Origin of the sequence: Flagellimonas nanhaiensis, from assembly GCF_003382275.1 — a bacterium.
Taxonomy (GTDB): domain Bacteria; phylum Bacteroidota; class Bacteroidia; order Flavobacteriales; family Flavobacteriaceae; genus Flagellimonas; species Flagellimonas nanhaiensis.
Window position 1 is genome coordinate 345,299 of record NZ_QTJX01000003.1, and the last position, 16,704, is coordinate 362,002.

A 16,704-nucleotide genomic window follows, 5' to 3' on the forward strand; every position below is an offset into this window, starting at 1 on the left:
AGTTAGGATGCAGTAAGCTCTGTGAACAAACTCTCCAAATTTTTGTTCTTTCTGCTCAATTGAAGCGTCTTTAATTCATTGTCATGGGCAAAGTCAAAAACCGCAGGTCGCATGTCCTTTGAAGTGCTAAAGGCGATTTCGTAGACAAAGCCCCCTATATTCTTCACATGGGATACATGAGGAAGTCGTTTAAGAAGCGCTTCTTCCACACGATAGTCGAACTCCACTTCAATTATTTGTTCTTCCGCTTCCCGAAGCTCCTCTAGTTTTTTGTCAGCCACAAGTTCACCTTTATTGATGATGATTACCCGGTCACAGACGGCTTCCACCTCTTTCATAATATGGGTCGATAAAAGAATGGTTTTTTCCTTGCCTATCTCTCGAATAAGTTTTCTGATTTCAATAAGTTGATTGGGGTCCAGACCTGTGGTAGGCTCATCCAAGATCAAGACCTCGGGGTTGTGCAAAAGGGCTGCGGCCAGGCCAACTCTTTGTCGATAGCCTTTGGATAATTGCCCTATTTTTTTATGAACCTCTGGGGCAAGCCCGGTTTGTTCAATGATTTCTGGAATATTTTGTTTGCCCACTTTGTAAACATCGGCATTGAAACCCAAGTATTCTTTAACATACATTTCCAAATACAGCGGATTGTGCTCAGGAAGGTAGCCTATGCTCTTTTGAACCTCTCGCTTGGATTGCAGTACATCAAATCCATTGACTGAAGCTTCACCGGCATCAGCTTTATAATAGGAAGTCAGAATGCGCATCATGGTAGATTTACCTGCACCATTTGGCCCTAAAAAACCAACTATTTCCCCTTTTTCAATTGAAAATGAAATATTGTTCAGGGCTTTTTGTCTTCCAAAAGATTTGGTAATGTTTTTAACTGTAATGGACATGCACTTGGATTAAAAACCAAAAATAAGGTTTTAGAAGATTCCGTGTTAGTAGGTCATTCAATAAAGGAGGATGAAATGGAAATCCTTGATTTTTAGGTTATGTTGTCAAGACAACTATCCTATATCCTCAGAAAAATGGGAATTCTTCCTGATATTGTTCAACAAATAAATCGATTTTGCAAAAAATCCAAAAAAATTAAAATTTGACTTTTGTTTTTCAATTGAATACCTAACTTAGCCCTAGAATTACAAGAAAGTGACAAAAGTATATTTCTGGAACGGTTTTTATTTCTACTTCTTTTTTAAGAGAGGTACGGGACTGTTCTGAATATACACTAAGTATAAAAATAGATAGAGTCCCGATTATATCGGGGCTTTTTTTTTGCCATGGGATTAAAAGTAGCTATACAGGGAATTAAGGGGTCCAACCACCATCAGGTTGCCAGAGAGTTTTTTGGAGATGATATAGAATTAAAAGAATGTCTGTCGTTTGATGCAATCATAGAGCATTTATGCAATGGATTGGTGGATAAAGGTATTATGGCAATAGAAAACTCTATAGCGGGTTCTATAATTCCCAATTATAACCTGGTCTACCATAATAACATCCACATTATTGGAGAGCATTATTTGAGCATACATCACAACCTTATGGTGTTAAAAGGATGTTCTCTGGAAGATGTTTCGGAAGTGCATACCCATCCTATGGCATTGCTGCAATGCAAGGAGTTTTTAAAGAGTTATCCCCATATAAAATTGGTGGAGAGTGCAGATACAGCGGAGACTGCAAAGCGCATCAATGATGGTCAGTTAACCAATATTGCTGCAATTGCTCCAAAAATGGCTGCCGATCTCTACAATTTAGAAATTATCGCCCCAGAAATACAGACCATTAAGAACAATGCAACACGTTTTATTGTACTGAAAAAGAAGAACAAGGTTTTGCCCAAAGAGGAAATCAACAAAGCCTCTCTTAGATTCATTACCGACCATAAACGTGGAAGTTTGGCCACGGTTTTGAATGTCATGAGCGACTGTAACCTTAACCTAACCAAAATTCAATCACTTCCAATAATTGAAACACCTTGGAAGTATGCATTTTTTGTTGATGTCACATTTGATGAGTACACAAATTTTTCAAAAGCAAAGTCGCTATTACAGATCATGTCGGAAGATTTTAGGGTCTTGGGAGAATATAAAAACGCATTATTACTATGATTACGGCGGATAGACTTCAAAGTGTCCAGGAATACTATTTCTCCAAAAAATTACGGGAAGTACGGGGATTGGTCAATGAAGGCAGACCTATTATAAATATGGGAATAGGCAGTCCAGACTTGGCTCCTTCGCCCAAAGTTTTGCAAACCCTGAAGGAAGCCATAAGCGATATGGGAGCCCATCAATACCAGAGCTATCAAGGCCTTCCCCAGTTACGTGAGGCGATAGCTGACTTTTATCAAAGCAAATTTGATGTAACGGTGGACCCGGCAGGGGAAATTTTACCCTTGATGGGATCCAAAGAAGGCATAATGCACATTAGCATGGCCTTCCTAAATGAAGGAGATGAGGTGTTGTTGCCCAATCCCGGATATCCAACCTATGCCGCGGTGACAAATCTAGTTGGAGGTAAGCCCGTTATGTACAGTTTGAAGGGAGAAAATGGATGGTTCCCAGATTTGGACGAGCTCTCGCAAATGGATTTGTCCAAGGTGAAGCTCATGTGGGTAAGCTACCCGCATATGCCTACCGGAGCAATGGCAAAAAAGGAGCAGCTCAAGTCCTTGGTGAATTTTGCAAGGAGCAATGATATTTTATTGGTCAATGACAATCCGTACAGTTTTGTGTTGTCCAATAACCCAACCAGTATTTTGTCAATTGATGGGGCCAAAGACTGCACCTTGGAGCTCAATAGCCTGAGCAAAACGTTTAATATGGCCGGATGGCGGGTTGGAATGGTGTTGGGGAACAAAGAACACATCAATGCAGTTCTCAAGGTTAAAAGCAATATGGATTCAGGGATGTTCTATGGAATTCAAAAAGGAGCCATAGCGGCATTACAAAGTGGTCCTGAGTGGTTTGAAGCTCTGGATGAGGTATATAACAAAAGGAGGGAGTTGATGTTCAATCTGGTGGAAAAACTTGGCTGTGAATATGATAAAAATGCCGTAGGTATGTTTGTATGGAGCAAGCTTCCCAAGAATGCATCCCCATCCGAAGAATTTATTGATCAAGTACTTTATGAAAAAGATATTTTCATTGCTCCGGGAACCATTTTCGGTAGTAATGGTGAAGGATATATCCGATTTTCACTTTGCGTAAAAGAAGAAAAAATAACCGAAGCTATTGAAAGATTTTAAACTATGCAGGTAGCCGTAATTGGTATTGGATTGATAGGGGGTTCGTTTGCTAAGGATTTGAAGCAATTGTACCCAGAGGCCAACATTATTGGGATTGATAAAAGCGAAGCCCATTTAGATGAGGCTTTGAAACTGAACATCATTGACAAAAAAGGAAACTACGAGGCATTGGCCGATTCCGATGTGGTTTTTGTGAGCATTCCTGTGGATTCGCTTTTGGAGGAATTGCCAAAAATTTTGGATGCAGTGGGCGAAGAAACCGTAGTGATGGATGCAGGCTCAACCAAAGATTTAATTTGCCAGTCGGTGATGGACCATCCTAAACGAAGAAACTTCATGGCCTGCCACCCAATTGCGGGAACCGAACATTCTGGGCCTTCCGCAGCTATAAATGGATTGTATGAAGGGAAAACCAATATTATCTGTGAAGTAGAAAAAACGGCTTTTAAACTTCAGGAAAAGGGATTGGAAATCTTCCAAAAAATGAAAATGCGCATTCGTTACATGAATCCTGTAGCGCATGACAAACACATCGCTTACGTATCCCATTTATCACATATCAGTTCATTTATGTTGGGAAAGACCGTAATAGAAAAAGAAAAAAATGAGCGTGATATTTTTGACATGGCGGGGAGTGGATTTGAAAGCACAGTTAGACTTGCAAAGAGTTCCCCGGAAATGTGGACACCCATTTTTGAACAGAATCGGGACAATGTCGTAGAGACCCTAGAGGAGTATATCCAGAACCTGGAATCGTTCAAACAGCTTTTGGTCTCAAGGGATTTTGGGAACGTACATCAAGAAATGAGCAACACCAATAGAATAAAACAAATATTAAAAGGAATTCCACTTACAAAAAAATAAAAGGAAAATGGAAAACAATCAACAGATGAGGAAATGGCTGGACGACATGAATTTGTCGCACCCTTTGGTAATTGCTGGCCCTTGTAGCGCTGAAACAGAAGATCAGGTGCTAAAAATTGCCCACGATCTCAAAGATACAGACGTCAATTATTATCGGGCGGGTATATGGAAACCCAGAACACGGCCTGGAAATTTTGAAGGAGTGGGAGCCTTGGGGCTTAAATGGCTTCAGAAAGTAAAAGAAGAAACAGGGTTAAAAACTACTACGGAAGTAGCTAACGCCACCCATGTAAAACTGGCTTTGGAACATGATATCGATATGCTGTGGATAGGTGCTAGATCCACGGTAAGTCCCTTTATTATGCAAGAAATAGCCGATGCGTTGGAGGGAACCGATAAAATTGTTCTTGTAAAGAACCCGGTAAACCCAGATTTATCATTGTGGCTTGGTGGAATAGAAAGGCTTCATACCGCAGGTATAACAAAGCTTGGGGCCATTCACCGCGGATTTTCCACCTACAAGAAAACAAAGTATCGAAATATTCCTGAATGGCAGCTGGCCATTGAGTTCCAGAACAAATTTCCAGATATGCCCTTGATCTGTGATCCTTCACATATTGCAGGGAAAAGGGATTTGGTCTTCGATATTTCACAAACCGCCCTGGATCTTAACTATGATGGATTGATGGTTGAGACCCATCATGACCCCAATAATGCATGGAGTGATGCTGCACAGCAGGTAACACCTTCAAACTTGGTTCATATGATGAGAGACCTAAAGATCAGAAAAGAGACGGATGAGGCCAGCGAGTATAACAAAAAAATCAGCGGACTTCGTACGCAAATAGATGAGCTGGACAATGAGCTGCTAGAGCTTTTGGGTAATAGAATGAAAGTGTCCGATGAAATAGGACAGCTTAAAAAGCAACGTAACGTAGCCGTACTTCAGAGCAATAGATGGAACGCGATACTGGGGCGTATGATTTTGGAAGGAGAGACCAAGGGTCTGAGCGAGGAGTTTGTGTTGAGGATGTTCAAAGCTATCCACCAGGAGTCCATTAATCACCAGGAAAAAATCATTAAAGCTTAAAAAGCTTGGAGATTGATATTGAGCCGCTTGAAAGTTTTGCATTTTCAAGCGGTTTTTTTGTTCCAAACTGTAACAACCCATCAAAATGCTTATCTTTTGATGTAAAGCACACTCATCATGAAAAGAATAATTACACTAGGACTCATTTTTCTCCCATTTTTCATCTTCTCCCAAAGAATAATTGATACAGAAGTTGGAGATTTTGACAAAATCAAGGTTTTTGACCTGATCGAGGTAAACCTTATCCAATCTGATGAAAATAGAATCATGATCAAAGGTTGGAATGTGGACGATATTAAATGGACCAATAAAAACGGAATTTTAAAGCTTCGGATGCAGTTGGATAAAAAATTTCAAGGCGAGGATACCATGATCGAGGTTTATTATACAAACCTTGATGTAATAGATGCCAATGAAGGGGCTAAAATTACCTGTAATGAAATGGTGCAAAAGAGCAAGATAGAACTCAAAGCCCAGGAAGGTGGAAGCATACATATTGGAATGGATGTGGATTATGCCGATATCAGAGCGGTTACGGGAGGTATTATTAAAGCTTCGGGGTTAGCCAAAAACCAAAACATAGTATTGAATACGGGAGCAATATTTGATGGAAGGGATTTGAGAACTTCAACAACCGAGGTGAAAATTTCTGCTGGAGGCGAGGCCGATGTTTTCGCTTCAGAACAGGTGGATATAAATCTAAGAGCGGGAGGTGATGTCACCGTCTACGGAAAACCTAAGAGAGTGAACAAACGAACTTTTATTGGAGGACGGGTTCATGTAGTGGATTGATCATAGAAAATTTAAAGCCCCTTAACAAAGTTAAGGGGCTTTTTTATGAATGAATCTATGTGCCTAACGTTTAAAAATGTATCGGGTAATAAAAATTCCCTGTCCATCAGTTTCTCCTCCGTCGCTTTCCACTGCACTGTTCACAAAGGCAAGTTCCCATCCTTGCGATACCATATCGTTGATCATAGATGACAACATAGCATCGTTGGCGGCGATGTTCTGAAAACGAATTCCCCCTAAATTAAAAAAGTTCAGCAACTTGGTCTCTTCAAAGTTTTTTACCCTGATACTACTCCTTTTTGATTTATTTCGGGTGTTGTCGTCCTCCGTCTGTACACTAGTATAATCCCTATGGTCCTTGTCTTCCAGGGCATTTATGATACGTGATCTTCCCAAACCACTGGACACAATGGATTCTACACTGGTAATTACTTTATATTCTTGGGCACTCAACCCAAAACTCGCAATCAACGAGAAACATGTAATGAATAAAATTTTCTTCATGATAATACTTCTTTTTATATCACAAAGACAATTTTATTGGGCTTGGGGTTGCATGAAACAAAAAAAGCCCTTGATAATTCAAGGGCCTTCGATATTTGAGAACCTAAAGGTTCTATTTTCTAAAAATATATCGGGTAATAAAGATTCCTTGTCCGTCACCTTTACCTCCTTCGCTTTCCACGGCACTTACAACAAAGGCAAGTTCCCATCCATTGGCGATCATATCGTTGATCATTGAAGTGATCAAAGCATCATTGGCCGCAATGTTCTGAAAACGGATTCCCCCTAGATTGTAGAAGTTCAATAATTTGGTTTCTTCAAAGTTCTTTACTCGAATGTCCCCTCTTTTTGATTTATTTCGGGTATTGTCTTCTTCCGTTTGTACACTAGTATACTCTCTATAATCCTTGTCTTCAAGGGCATTCACAATTCGGGATCTTCCCAAACCATTTGGGACAATAGATTCCACACTGGTGACTACCTTGTATTGCTGTGCGTTCATGCTAAATGTACCGGCTATGGCCAATACTGCAATAAATAATACTTTTTTCATAATTAATGATGTGATTGATTATTAATACTGTTAACAAAGATAGACGCACAAAAAGCAGGATTATTGTTTCTTTGTAGAGAAAATATGAACAAATAGTGCAGGGAACTGTTTATAAATCAACCGGAAGCTGGTACACCGTTAAATCGGAGAAAGGGGATTTTATTGAATGTCGTATCAAGGGTAAGTTCCGTATTAAGGGAATCAAAAGTACCAATCCCATTGCTGTTGGAGATCATGTTGTTTTTGATTTGGAACAGATTGGTGATGAAACGACGGGTATAATCAAAGAGATCAAGGAACGAAAGAACTATATCATCCGAAAATCGGTAAAACTATCCAAACAGACCCACATAATAGCCGCAAATCTAGACCAGGTGTTTTTATTGATAACCCTGAACAATCCAACTACTTTTACCAGCTTTATTGATCGATTTTTGGTAACAGCAGAGGCTTATGATATCCCGGTTGTACTGCTGTTCAATAAAATGGACCTGTACGATGAGGATGAGATGGTCGAGGTGGATTATTTGGTCAAGTTGTATCAGGATATAGGGTATCATTGCTTAGAAATAGCTGCAAAAGAAGGAGAGAATGTAGATAAGGTAAAAGAGTTAATGTTAGATAAGACCAGCATGTTTTCAGGTCATTCCGGGGTAGGTAAATCCACTTTGGTCAATGCTTTGGAACCTGGAATTCAACTTAAGACAGCGGAAATTTCGGAACAGCATTTACAAGGACAACATACTACTACATTTGCAGAAATGTATGACCTTTCTTTTGGGGCAAGAATCATTGACACTCCTGGTATAAAAGGTTTTGGCATTGTAGATATGGAACAGGACGAAATAGGGGATTATTTCCCCGAATTCTTCAAACTAAAGTCAGAATGCAAGTTCAACAACTGTTTACATTTGGATGAACCTAAATGTGCTATAAAGCAAGCTCTGGAAGAAGATAGGGTTGCTTGGAGTAGATATCGAAGTTATGTGCAAATGGTTACGGGAGACGAAGAAAACACCTATAGAGAAAGATAATGAGAGCAGTAATTCAAAGAGTCTCTAAGGCAAGTGTAACTGTAGAAGGGCGTGTTATTTCTTCAATTAACAATGGCCTATTGGTTCTGTTGGGCATAGAAGACGCTGATGGAAAAGAAGATATGGAATGGCTGTCCAAAAAAATTGTGAACCTACGCATATTCAATGATCAGGACGGGATAATGAACCAATCCGTGCTGGATGTGGATGGGGAAATCATTGTAGTAAGCCAGTTTACCCTGCATGCCCTTACAAAAAAAGGAAATCGTCCGTCCTATATAAAGGCTTCAAAACCGGAAGTTGCAATTCCCATTTATGAGGAAGTAATACAACTCTTAGAACAAAATTTGGGCAAAACGGTAGGTGCTGGAATTTTTGGGGCTGACATGAAAGTTGAGTTATTGAATGATGGCCCAGTTACGATAATAATCGACACCAAAAAAAGAGAATAATCATTTTTTTGTCAAATTTGTTTTCTTACTTTGTAAGAAATTCATCGTTTAATTACCAACCAATACAAACCACCATTGTTAATGCGAGTTATCGTCCCATTGCTCCTGTTTCTTGGTTTACAATTTTCTTTTTCACAAGACTATAGTTATCATAACATCCCTGAAGAACTTCTTAAAAATGCTGATGCGGTAGTTCGGCTGGATGAAATGAGCATTGTGGTTACCGCTCAGGACCAAATGCACATATCCTCCAAAAGAGTGGTCACTGTTTTAAACGAGCAGGGGAATAGGTATATACACGCTTTTGCCTTTTATGATGACAATGATAAGATAAATTCATTAGAGGCAAAGATTTACAACAAACAGGGAGAGGAAGTCAAAAAAATCAAAAAAAGAGACTTTTTGGATCAAAGTGCGGTTGCCGGAGGTACATTGTATTCTGATTCGCGAGTATTGTTTATGCGGTATACCTCTAATGAGTACCCCTATACGGTTGAGTTTACCAAGACGTATACTACCCCCGACACAGCATTCGCCCCACCGTGGAGTTTTTTGGACGGATATCGAGTAAGCGTTGAGAAAAGCAAATATTCTTTTAAAGTTGAATGTGGAATCCCTTTTAGACATAAAGAATCAAACTTTGATGCTTTTCCCATTGAAATGGATGCAACAACCAATCAGGTTAGTTATTCGGGAACAAATATCAAGGCGCTTAAAAGGGAACCTCTTTCTCCGCCGTTTGCTGAATTTGCCCCAAATGTAAAAATTGCCCTTGATCGTTTTCACCTGGAAGGGGTCAACGGTTCAGCCAGTAACTGGAAAGAGTTTGGTAAATGGATTTATGACAAACTGATTCTAGGTAGGGATCAATTGGCTCCGGAAACCATTAACAAGGTGCGGAAACTTGTAAAGGATATTAATGATCCGTATGAGAAGGTCAGAAAGATTTATGAATATGTCCAAGATAATACCCGTTACATTAGTGTCCAACTTGGTATTGGGGGATGGATGCCCATAAGTGCCGAAGAAGTTGATCGGGTAAAATATGGAGATTGTAAAGGGCTGTCAAATTACACCATGGCACTGCTAAATGTTGTTGGGATAGAGTCATTTTATACAGTACTTCATGCAGGTGGACAAATGCGTCATATGGACCCTGATTTTACCTCGATGGAAGGAAATCATGCCTTTTTAAATGTTCCTATAGATGGAAAGGATTTGTGGTTGGAGTGTACAAGTCAGATTACCCCGGTAAACCATTTAGGGACCTTTTCAGATAACAGAAATGTTCTCAAGATTACCCCTAACGGTGGTGAAATTGTGAAAACACATCAATATTTGGATGAAGAGAGCTATCAACATACCAAGGCAGAAATATTTGCAAGTGTAAATGGAAGTGTGAAGGGAAATGTGGAAATTCTTTCAAAGGGAATCCAGTACAATCAAAAATTCAGGCATACAATAAAATCTGCACTGGAAAAGGAAGAGTTTTACAAAGATTACTGGGGTTATATAAATAATCTATCACTAGGAGAGATTACTTTCAAAAATGACCGAGAAAAGATTGAGTTTTTAGAAAATGTGGAGATAAGTGCAGAAGGTTACCTTTCGGAAACAGATGGAAAATTGCTCTTTTCACCCAATTTGGTCAACAGAGATCTCCAAGTACCGGAAAGGAGTAGAAATAGAAAAAGAGACCTTCTAATATCAAGAGGGTACTTGGATGAAGACGAGTTTGTTATTCATATTCCTCAAGGGTACAAACCAGAAACCCTGCTTCCACCTACCAAACTGGAAACCAAATTTGGCAGTTACGAAATCAGTATAGAAGAGACAGAGCAAGGTATCTTGGTCTACAAAAGGCGATTTTTGGCGAAATCCGGAAGGTATACGAAGGAAGACTACAAACTGTACAGGGATTTCAGAAAACAAGTAGCGCGCTACGACAACTCACGAATTATTCTAACCAAAATATAAATAATGAAGTTCAAATTATTCCTTTTACTATTAGCAAGTGTTCATGTGATTTTTGCGAACGAGGTAAAGTTCGGAAAAGTTTCCAAGGAGGAAGTCTCGGAGACGGTACATCCGATCGAGGCGGATGCAGCTGCAGCTATCCTGTACAAAAAAGAGTGGGTTTATTACGAATACAACTATGAAAATGGGTGGTCCATGACCAAAGAGGCCCATTACAGGGTGAAAATATATAACAAACAAGGTTTTGATTGGGCCACGCTTCAAGTCCCACTTTATGTTTCGGGTGGAGATGAAGAGAGGATCTCTGGGGTAAAGGGAGTGACCTTTAACCTGGTTGATGGCAAAGTTGTAAGTGAAAAATTGAAAAAAGACGGAATTTTTATTGAAGAGGTCAATAAATATCGAAGAAAAGCCTCTATCACAATGCCGGAAGTCAAGGAAGGAAGTGTGCTGGATATTGAATACAAGGTCTCCTCGCCACTTTTTTGGTATATGGATGATTTTTGGTTTCAATATGATATTCCAGTAAATGTTGTGGATATAAGATTGGATATTCCACAGTATTTTATTTTTAAAAAATACAGTAAAGGTTTCTATCCTATTGATGTTAGAGAGTCCAGGGAAAATAGATCTATAAATGTGTCTTACCGATCCCAGGATCAAAGTGGATATATGGCAAGAACTTCTCGTAAGTCCGGTTCTTTGGATTTTTACGAAACCGTTTATCAAGTAAATACCCAAAATCTACCTTCTTTAAAAGAAGAAGCTTTTACCAATAACATTGACAACTACAGGGCGGCAATCAAGTTTGAATTAGCTGCTACTCAATTTCCTAATAGCCCCTATAAAAACTATAGTCTTTCTTGGGAAGGGGTTGCCAAGTCCATTTACGATTTCAATAGTTTTGGTACGGAATTGGACAAGACCAGATATTTTGAAGAAGATATAGACAATCTTATTGCAGGTAAAACAGATAATATGGAAAAGGCCATGTTGATTTTTGAATTTGTAAAATCGAAAATGACATGGGATGACTACAGCGGAGCCACTTGCAGTGAAGATGGTGTAAAAAAGGCTTACAAAGAAGGTTCAGGTAATGTAGCCGAGATCAATTTAATGCTCACCTCTATGTTCAGGTATGCAGGTCTAAATGCAAATCCTGTTTTGGTGAGTACAAGGTCCAATGGTATACCTCTTTTTCCCACAACGGATGGGTTCAACTATGTTGTCTCAGGAATTGAAGTCCAGGATGATGTAATTCTTTTTGATGCCACAGAGAAGAACAGCTACCCAGATGTATTGCCCAATCGCGTACTGAATTGGATGGGTAGACTTGTTCGTAAAGATGGAAGTTCATCACAAGTGAATTTAATTCCCGATCAACCATCAAGGGAGATTCATTATTTGAATGCAAAAATCAATGAAGATGGCTCTGTAGAAGGTAAATCAAGGACTCAATATTTCAATCAGTTTGCACTTTCCACTCGAGGTAAACTTTCAAAAACAGATGAGGAAACCTATTTGGAGGAGATGGAAAATACACATGGAGAAATGGAAATATCCTCTTATGCGCTTCAAAATGAAAAGGAGTTGTCCAAACCATTGATAGAGACATGTGAGTTTGCCAACGAAGGTCAATGTGAGATAATGGGAGATAAGATTTATGTAAAACCTATGCTTTTCTTGGCGGAAACCCAAAATCCCTTTAAGATGGAAAAACGTGAGTACCCAGTAGATTTTATATTTCCAAGACAGAAGAAGTGTATGATAGGGTTGACCATTCCAGAAGGATACAAGATTGAATCCCTACCAGAAAGCTCAGTTGTACAGCTACCTGAAAAATTAGGAACCTTTTCATACCAGATTGTAGCTCAAGGAAGCCAGGTAAATGTCAATGTATCCATGCAATTGGCATCAGCTATTTTTCCAGCCAATTATTATGACATATTGAAGGAATACTACAAAAAAATGGTTGAAAAAGAGGCCGAAAAAATGGTATTGTCCAAAATTTAAGCTGTCCAAAACCATACGTCTGGTTTTACCAGATAAAAGTGGAAGTCTTCAGTTCAGCTGTACCAAAGCTCAGGACATAGTGACTGTTTTTTTTGATGTCAAATTGAAAGCAACCCAATATTCTAGTGAAGGGTATCTGTACATAAAAGAATTGTTTGAAAATGCCGTGCATATACAGAACAATAGTTTTTTAGTGTTGGAAAAAATGTAGAGTTTAGGATTTAGGTTCCTAAATTTGTTTTGAAACCATAGTAACTTTAAAGCTAAATTGATTAAGGTGGATGTGAAGAATGCACAACTTGCAGTTGATGAATGGATAAAAAACCATGGGGTTCGATATTTTAATGAACTTACCAATATGGCCCAGCTTACCGAAGAGGTAGGGGAAGTGGCACGAATCATAGCTCGCCGTTATGGGGAGCAAAGTGAAAAAGAGTCGGACAAAGCCAAAGATTTGGGCGAAGAATTGGCCGATGTCCTATTTGTGGTCCTATGTCTGGCCAATCAGACTGGGATAGATTTGCAAGAAGCTTTCGACAAGAAACTGGACCTCAAAGCAAAAAGGGACCATGATCGTCATCAAAATAACAAAAAGCTCAAATAAAGTTGCTGTCCTAAGATTTCATTAAAAGGCTTTTTTCTAGCTTTGGGTCTTTAATCAAACCAAACACCATTGAAACTTCAACTTTCCTTTCCGGAAGAAAGAACTATTAGCAAATCGATTAAGATTACCGGTTCCAAAAGCGAGACCAATCGTCTGTTGCTGTTACAGGCCCTGTTCCCAACAATAGCTATAGAAAACCTTTCCAATTCTGATGATGGTGAGGTTATGCAAAAGGGTTTAAAAAAGACCTCAGGCGTAGTGGATATCCATCACGCGGGCACGGCAATGCGTTTTTTAACGGCATTCTTTGCTTCCCAAGAAGATAGAAAAGTGGTGTTAACAGGTTCCCAGCGAATGCAGGAACGTCCTATTAAAGTACTGGTGGAGGCACTTCGTGAGTTGGGTGCCGAAATTCAATACGAAAAAAATGAGGGCTATCCGCCCATAAAAATTATAGGAAAGAAACTTGCGAAAAACAAAGTTTCCCTTCCGGCAAACATAAGCAGCCAATACATTTCTGCACTACTTTTAATTGCACCTAGTTTAGCGAATGGTCTGGAATTGGAGCTTGTTGGAAAGATTACTTCGGTTCCATACATTAAAATGACCTTGGCCCTCTTGGAACAAATTGGAGTGCAGACTTCTTTTGAGGGCAATCAAATTAGAGTGTACCCAAAAGAAAAAGTAAAAGAAACCACTTTAGTGGTCGAATCGGATTGGAGCTCGGCCAGTTATTTTTATAGCATTGTGGCTTTGTGCAATCCCGGTAGCGAAGTTCAACTATCCTCTTATAAAGAAAATTCGTTGCAGGGCGATAGTGTGTTGACAGAGCTTTATAAAGACTTTGGTGTAGAGACCATATTTGAAGGTAATCTGATTACGCTACGGAAGACCTCGGAAAACAACATCCAATTTGTAGAATACGATTTGTCCAATGCACCGGATACAGCACAAACCATTGCTGTTACATGTTTGGGGCTGGGCATGGGGTGTCACTTAACGGGACTCCATACTCTTCCAATCAAGGAAACGGATCGTTTGGCTGCCCTAAAAACTGAACTTACCAAGTTGGGAGCAGAAGTCGAAATTGATGCTGAAAGTCTTACGTTAAAACCTTCAAAAAGTATTGTTCCGGGAGTATCTATTGATACCTATAATGACCATAGAATGGCTATGGCCTTTGCTCCACTGGGCCTTAAAAGGGACATTACAATTAACGATGCAGGAGTTGTTTCAAAATCATACCCTGATTTTTGGAATGATCTTGAGATTCTCGGTTTCAAAATTGTGAACGTGTAATTGACATTTAATCACCAAATTACTTGACATCCCCTATTGCCAGGTTGTATATTTGCCCTCTTTAAAAAAAACCAAAAAAAGTCTACATGAAATTATCAAACTTCAACTTTGAATTACCTAAAGAATTATTGGCAGAATATCCCGCAGAAAATAGGGATGAATCCAAACTTATGGTAGTTCACAGGGATTCTGGAAAAATTGAACATAAAATGTTCAAGGACCTTATTGATTATTTTGATGAAGGAGACGTTATGGTGCTTAACAATACCAAAGTATTTCCTGCAAGACTATATGGTAACAAAGAAAAAACAGGAGCCCGTATCGAGGTGTTTTTGCTAAGGGAACTAAACCAAGAGCAACGCTTGTGGGACGTTTTGGTAGACCCGGCCAGAAAAATCAGGATTGGAAACAAACTTTATTTTGGAGATGACGAGAGTTTGGTTGCCGAAGTTATAGACAACACTACATCCAGAGGAAGAACGTTACGTTTCCTATATGATGGTTCGTATACCGATTTTAGAAGAAAACTTAGGGAATTGGGTGAGACGCCATTGCCTAAATACATTAAAAGGGATGTGGAGCCTGAAGATGAGGAAAGATATCAGACCATTTATGCCAAGTATGAAGGAGCCGTTGCTGCACCTACGGCAGGGCTGCATTTTTCCAAACATCTACTGAAGAGATTGGAAATAAAGGGAATTGAATATGCAGAGGTGACCTTGCATGTTGGTTTGGGAACCTTTAACCCTGTTGAGGTAGAAGATTTGTCCAAGCATAAAATGGATAGTGAGGAATTGGTGATAGATGAGAAGGCCACGGAAATTGTAAATAAGGCCCAGTCAGATAAAAGAAAAGTTTGCGCTGTAGGAACCACAGTGATGAGGGGGCTGGAAAGTGCTGTTTCCTCTGAGCACACCCTCAATACTTTTGAAGGATGGACAAATAAATTCATCTTTCCCCCATATGATTTCAGTATTGCAAATTGTATGATTACCAACTTCCATTTGCCAAAATCAACATTATTGATGATGGTTTCGGCATTTGCAGGTCATGATTTGATCAAAAAAGCATACAAACAGGCTATTTTGGAGGGATATCGTTTTTATTCCTACGGAGATGCCATGCTAATTCTTTAAAATAGCAAAACAGTATAGTGAAGATCCCGTTTGATTCTAAAATCAACGGGATTTTTTCTTGACTATCTTTACCTCTGTGGAACGTACCAAAAAGGACATACGGGCTTTAACAAAAGAACAATTGAGGGATTTTTTTGTGGACCAAGGAGACAAGGCTTTCCGAGGCAACCAAGTATATGAATGGTTATGGCAAAAATCTGCGCACTCTTTTGATGCTATGACCAATATATCCTTGGAAACCAGAAAAATGCTCGATGATAATTTTGTGATCAACCACATAAGGGTGGACCAGATGCAACGTAGTGTGGACGGCACCATTAAAAATGCGGTGCGACTCCATGACGGTCTTGTGGTTGAATCAGTTTTGATTCCTACAGAAACTAGGACCACCGCCTGTGTATCCAGTCAGGTTGGGTGCAGTTTGGATTGTAGGTTCTGTGCCACGGCCCGCCTCAAACGCATGCGAAACCTAAATGCTGATGAAATCTACGATCAAGTTGCGGCCATTGACAAAGAAAGTAGGCTCTACTATAATCGTCCGTTGAGTAACATTGTGTTCATGGGTATGGGTGAGCCTTTGATGAACTATAACAACGTGCTGAAGGCAATAGAGAAGATTACATCGCCAGAAGGATTGGGAATGTCTCCAAAAAGGATTACTGTGTCCACTTCTGGGGTTCCAAAAATGATTAAAAAAATGGCTGATGAAGAGGTGAAGTTCGGTTTGGCGGTCTCACTTCATTCGGCAATAGATGAGGTCCGGACTTCAATTATGCCCTTCAATGCCACTTTTCCTCTAAAAGACCTACGTGAAGCTCTACAGTATTGGTACAGCAAGACCAAGAACAGAATCACGTACGAATATGTAGTTTGGAAGGGGATTAATGATAATCAGGAAGCCGTGGATGCCTTGGTCAAGTTTTGCAGGTTTGCCCCTTCTAAGGTTAATCTTATTGAGTATAACCCCATTGATGATGGAGAATTCCAACAGGCTTCAGACGAAGCTATTGAGCTTTATAAAAGCACACTGGAGAAAAATGGAATCACTGTAACCATACGCCGATCACGTGGAAAGGATATTGATGCTGCCTGTGGGCAACTCGCAAATAAAAGTTAATGGTCCAGGTCGA

General features: G+C 39.6%; 16 protein-coding genes. 13 read left to right on the forward strand and 3 right to left on the reverse strand.

Annotated features, from left to right (window positions below):
- Positions 1-2: 2 nt before the first annotated feature.
- Positions 3-899: a gliding motility-associated ABC transporter ATP-binding subunit GldA gene (gene gldA / locus DX873_RS14425; protein ID WP_116185174.1), complete on the reverse strand. Its 897-nt coding sequence runs from the start codon at positions 897-899 to the stop codon at positions 3-5.
- A gap of 387 nt (positions 900-1,286) precedes the next feature.
- On the opposite strand from gldA, the gene DX873_RS14430 reads away from it, so the two are divergent.
- The 5 genes from DX873_RS14430 to DX873_RS14450 all read left to right on the forward strand — a co-directional run bounded on the left by DX873_RS14430 (position 1,287) and on the right by DX873_RS14450 (position 6,002).
- Positions 1,287-2,117: a prephenate dehydratase gene (locus DX873_RS14430; RefSeq protein WP_116185175.1), complete on the forward strand. Its 831-nt coding sequence runs from the start codon at positions 1,287-1,289 to the stop codon at positions 2,115-2,117.
- Complete coding sequence (locus DX873_RS14435) at positions 2,114-3,256, forward strand: pyridoxal phosphate-dependent aminotransferase (protein WP_116185176.1); 1,143 nt, start codon at positions 2,114-2,116, stop codon at positions 3,254-3,256. Before DX873_RS14430 ends, DX873_RS14435 begins: the two co-directional genes overlap by 4 nt.
- Before the next feature lie 3 nt (positions 3,257-3,259).
- Complete coding sequence (locus tag DX873_RS14440) at positions 3,260-4,120, forward strand: prephenate dehydrogenase (RefSeq protein ID WP_116185177.1); 861 nt, start codon at positions 3,260-3,262, stop codon at positions 4,118-4,120.
- 7 nt (positions 4,121-4,127) lie between these two features.
- Positions 4,128-5,210 carry a bifunctional 3-deoxy-7-phosphoheptulonate synthase/chorismate mutase type II gene (locus DX873_RS14445; RefSeq protein WP_116185178.1) on the forward strand — a complete coding sequence of 361 codons (1,083 nt, stop codon included), beginning with the start codon at positions 4,128-4,130 and terminating at the stop codon, positions 5,208-5,210.
- A gap of 117 nt (positions 5,211-5,327) precedes the next feature.
- A complete protein-coding gene (locus tag DX873_RS14450) occupies positions 5,328-6,002 on the forward strand; it encodes a head GIN domain-containing protein (protein ID WP_116185179.1) in 675 nt (224 codons plus the stop codon).
- Positions 6,003-6,065: 63 nt separating this feature from the next.
- Here DX873_RS14450 and DX873_RS14455 read toward each other — a convergent pair whose 3' ends face one another.
- Positions 6,066-6,506, reverse strand: coding sequence for a hypothetical protein (locus DX873_RS14455; protein ID WP_116185180.1), 441 nt, complete (start codon positions 6,504-6,506; stop codon positions 6,066-6,068).
- 112 nt (positions 6,507-6,618) lie between these two features.
- A complete protein-coding gene (locus DX873_RS14460) occupies positions 6,619-7,059 on the reverse strand; it encodes a hypothetical protein (RefSeq protein WP_116185181.1) in 441 nt (146 codons plus the stop codon).
- A 95-nt stretch (positions 7,060-7,154) separates the two neighbouring features.
- On the opposite strand from DX873_RS14460, the gene rsgA reads away from it, so the two are divergent.
- From rsgA to rlmN, 8 genes are all read left to right on the forward strand, one after another.
- Positions 7,155-8,093, forward strand: coding sequence for a ribosome small subunit-dependent GTPase A (gene rsgA, locus DX873_RS14465; protein WP_116185182.1), 939 nt, complete (start codon positions 7,155-7,157; stop codon positions 8,091-8,093).
- The gene (dtd, locus tag DX873_RS14470; RefSeq protein WP_116185183.1) at positions 8,093-8,545 is read left to right on the forward strand and encodes a D-aminoacyl-tRNA deacylase; all 453 of its coding nucleotides are present in this window, start codon (positions 8,093-8,095) and stop codon (positions 8,543-8,545) included. Before rsgA ends, dtd begins: the two co-directional genes overlap by 1 nt.
- Positions 8,546-8,626: 81 nt before the next feature.
- Entirely contained in the window at positions 8,627-10,522 is a 1,896-nt protein-coding gene (locus DX873_RS14475) for a DUF3857 domain-containing transglutaminase family protein (protein ID WP_116185184.1), read from the forward strand.
- A gap of 3 nt (positions 10,523-10,525) precedes the next feature.
- Complete coding sequence (locus tag DX873_RS14480; RefSeq protein WP_116185185.1) at positions 10,526-12,535, forward strand: transglutaminase family protein; 2,010 nt, start codon at positions 10,526-10,528, stop codon at positions 12,533-12,535.
- Positions 12,536-12,812: 277 nt separating this feature from the next.
- Entirely contained in the window at positions 12,813-13,139 is a 327-nt protein-coding gene (locus DX873_RS14490; protein WP_116185275.1) for a nucleotide pyrophosphohydrolase, read from the forward strand.
- A 69-nt stretch (positions 13,140-13,208) separates the two neighbouring features.
- Positions 13,209-14,438: a 3-phosphoshikimate 1-carboxyvinyltransferase gene (aroA, locus tag DX873_RS14495; RefSeq protein WP_116185187.1), complete on the forward strand. Its 1,230-nt coding sequence runs from the start codon at positions 13,209-13,211 to the stop codon at positions 14,436-14,438.
- A gap of 86 nt (positions 14,439-14,524) precedes the next feature.
- Positions 14,525-15,574 (forward strand): tRNA preQ1(34) S-adenosylmethionine ribosyltransferase-isomerase QueA, encoded by a 1,050-nt coding sequence (gene queA / locus DX873_RS14500; RefSeq protein ID WP_116185188.1) that lies wholly within the window; start codon positions 14,525-14,527, stop codon positions 15,572-15,574.
- 76 nt (positions 15,575-15,650) lie between these two features.
- Entirely contained in the window at positions 15,651-16,691 is a 1,041-nt protein-coding gene (gene rlmN / locus DX873_RS14505) for a dual-specificity RNA methyltransferase RlmN (RefSeq protein WP_116185276.1), read from the forward strand.
- The last annotated feature ends 13 nt before the right edge of the window (positions 16,692-16,704 follow it).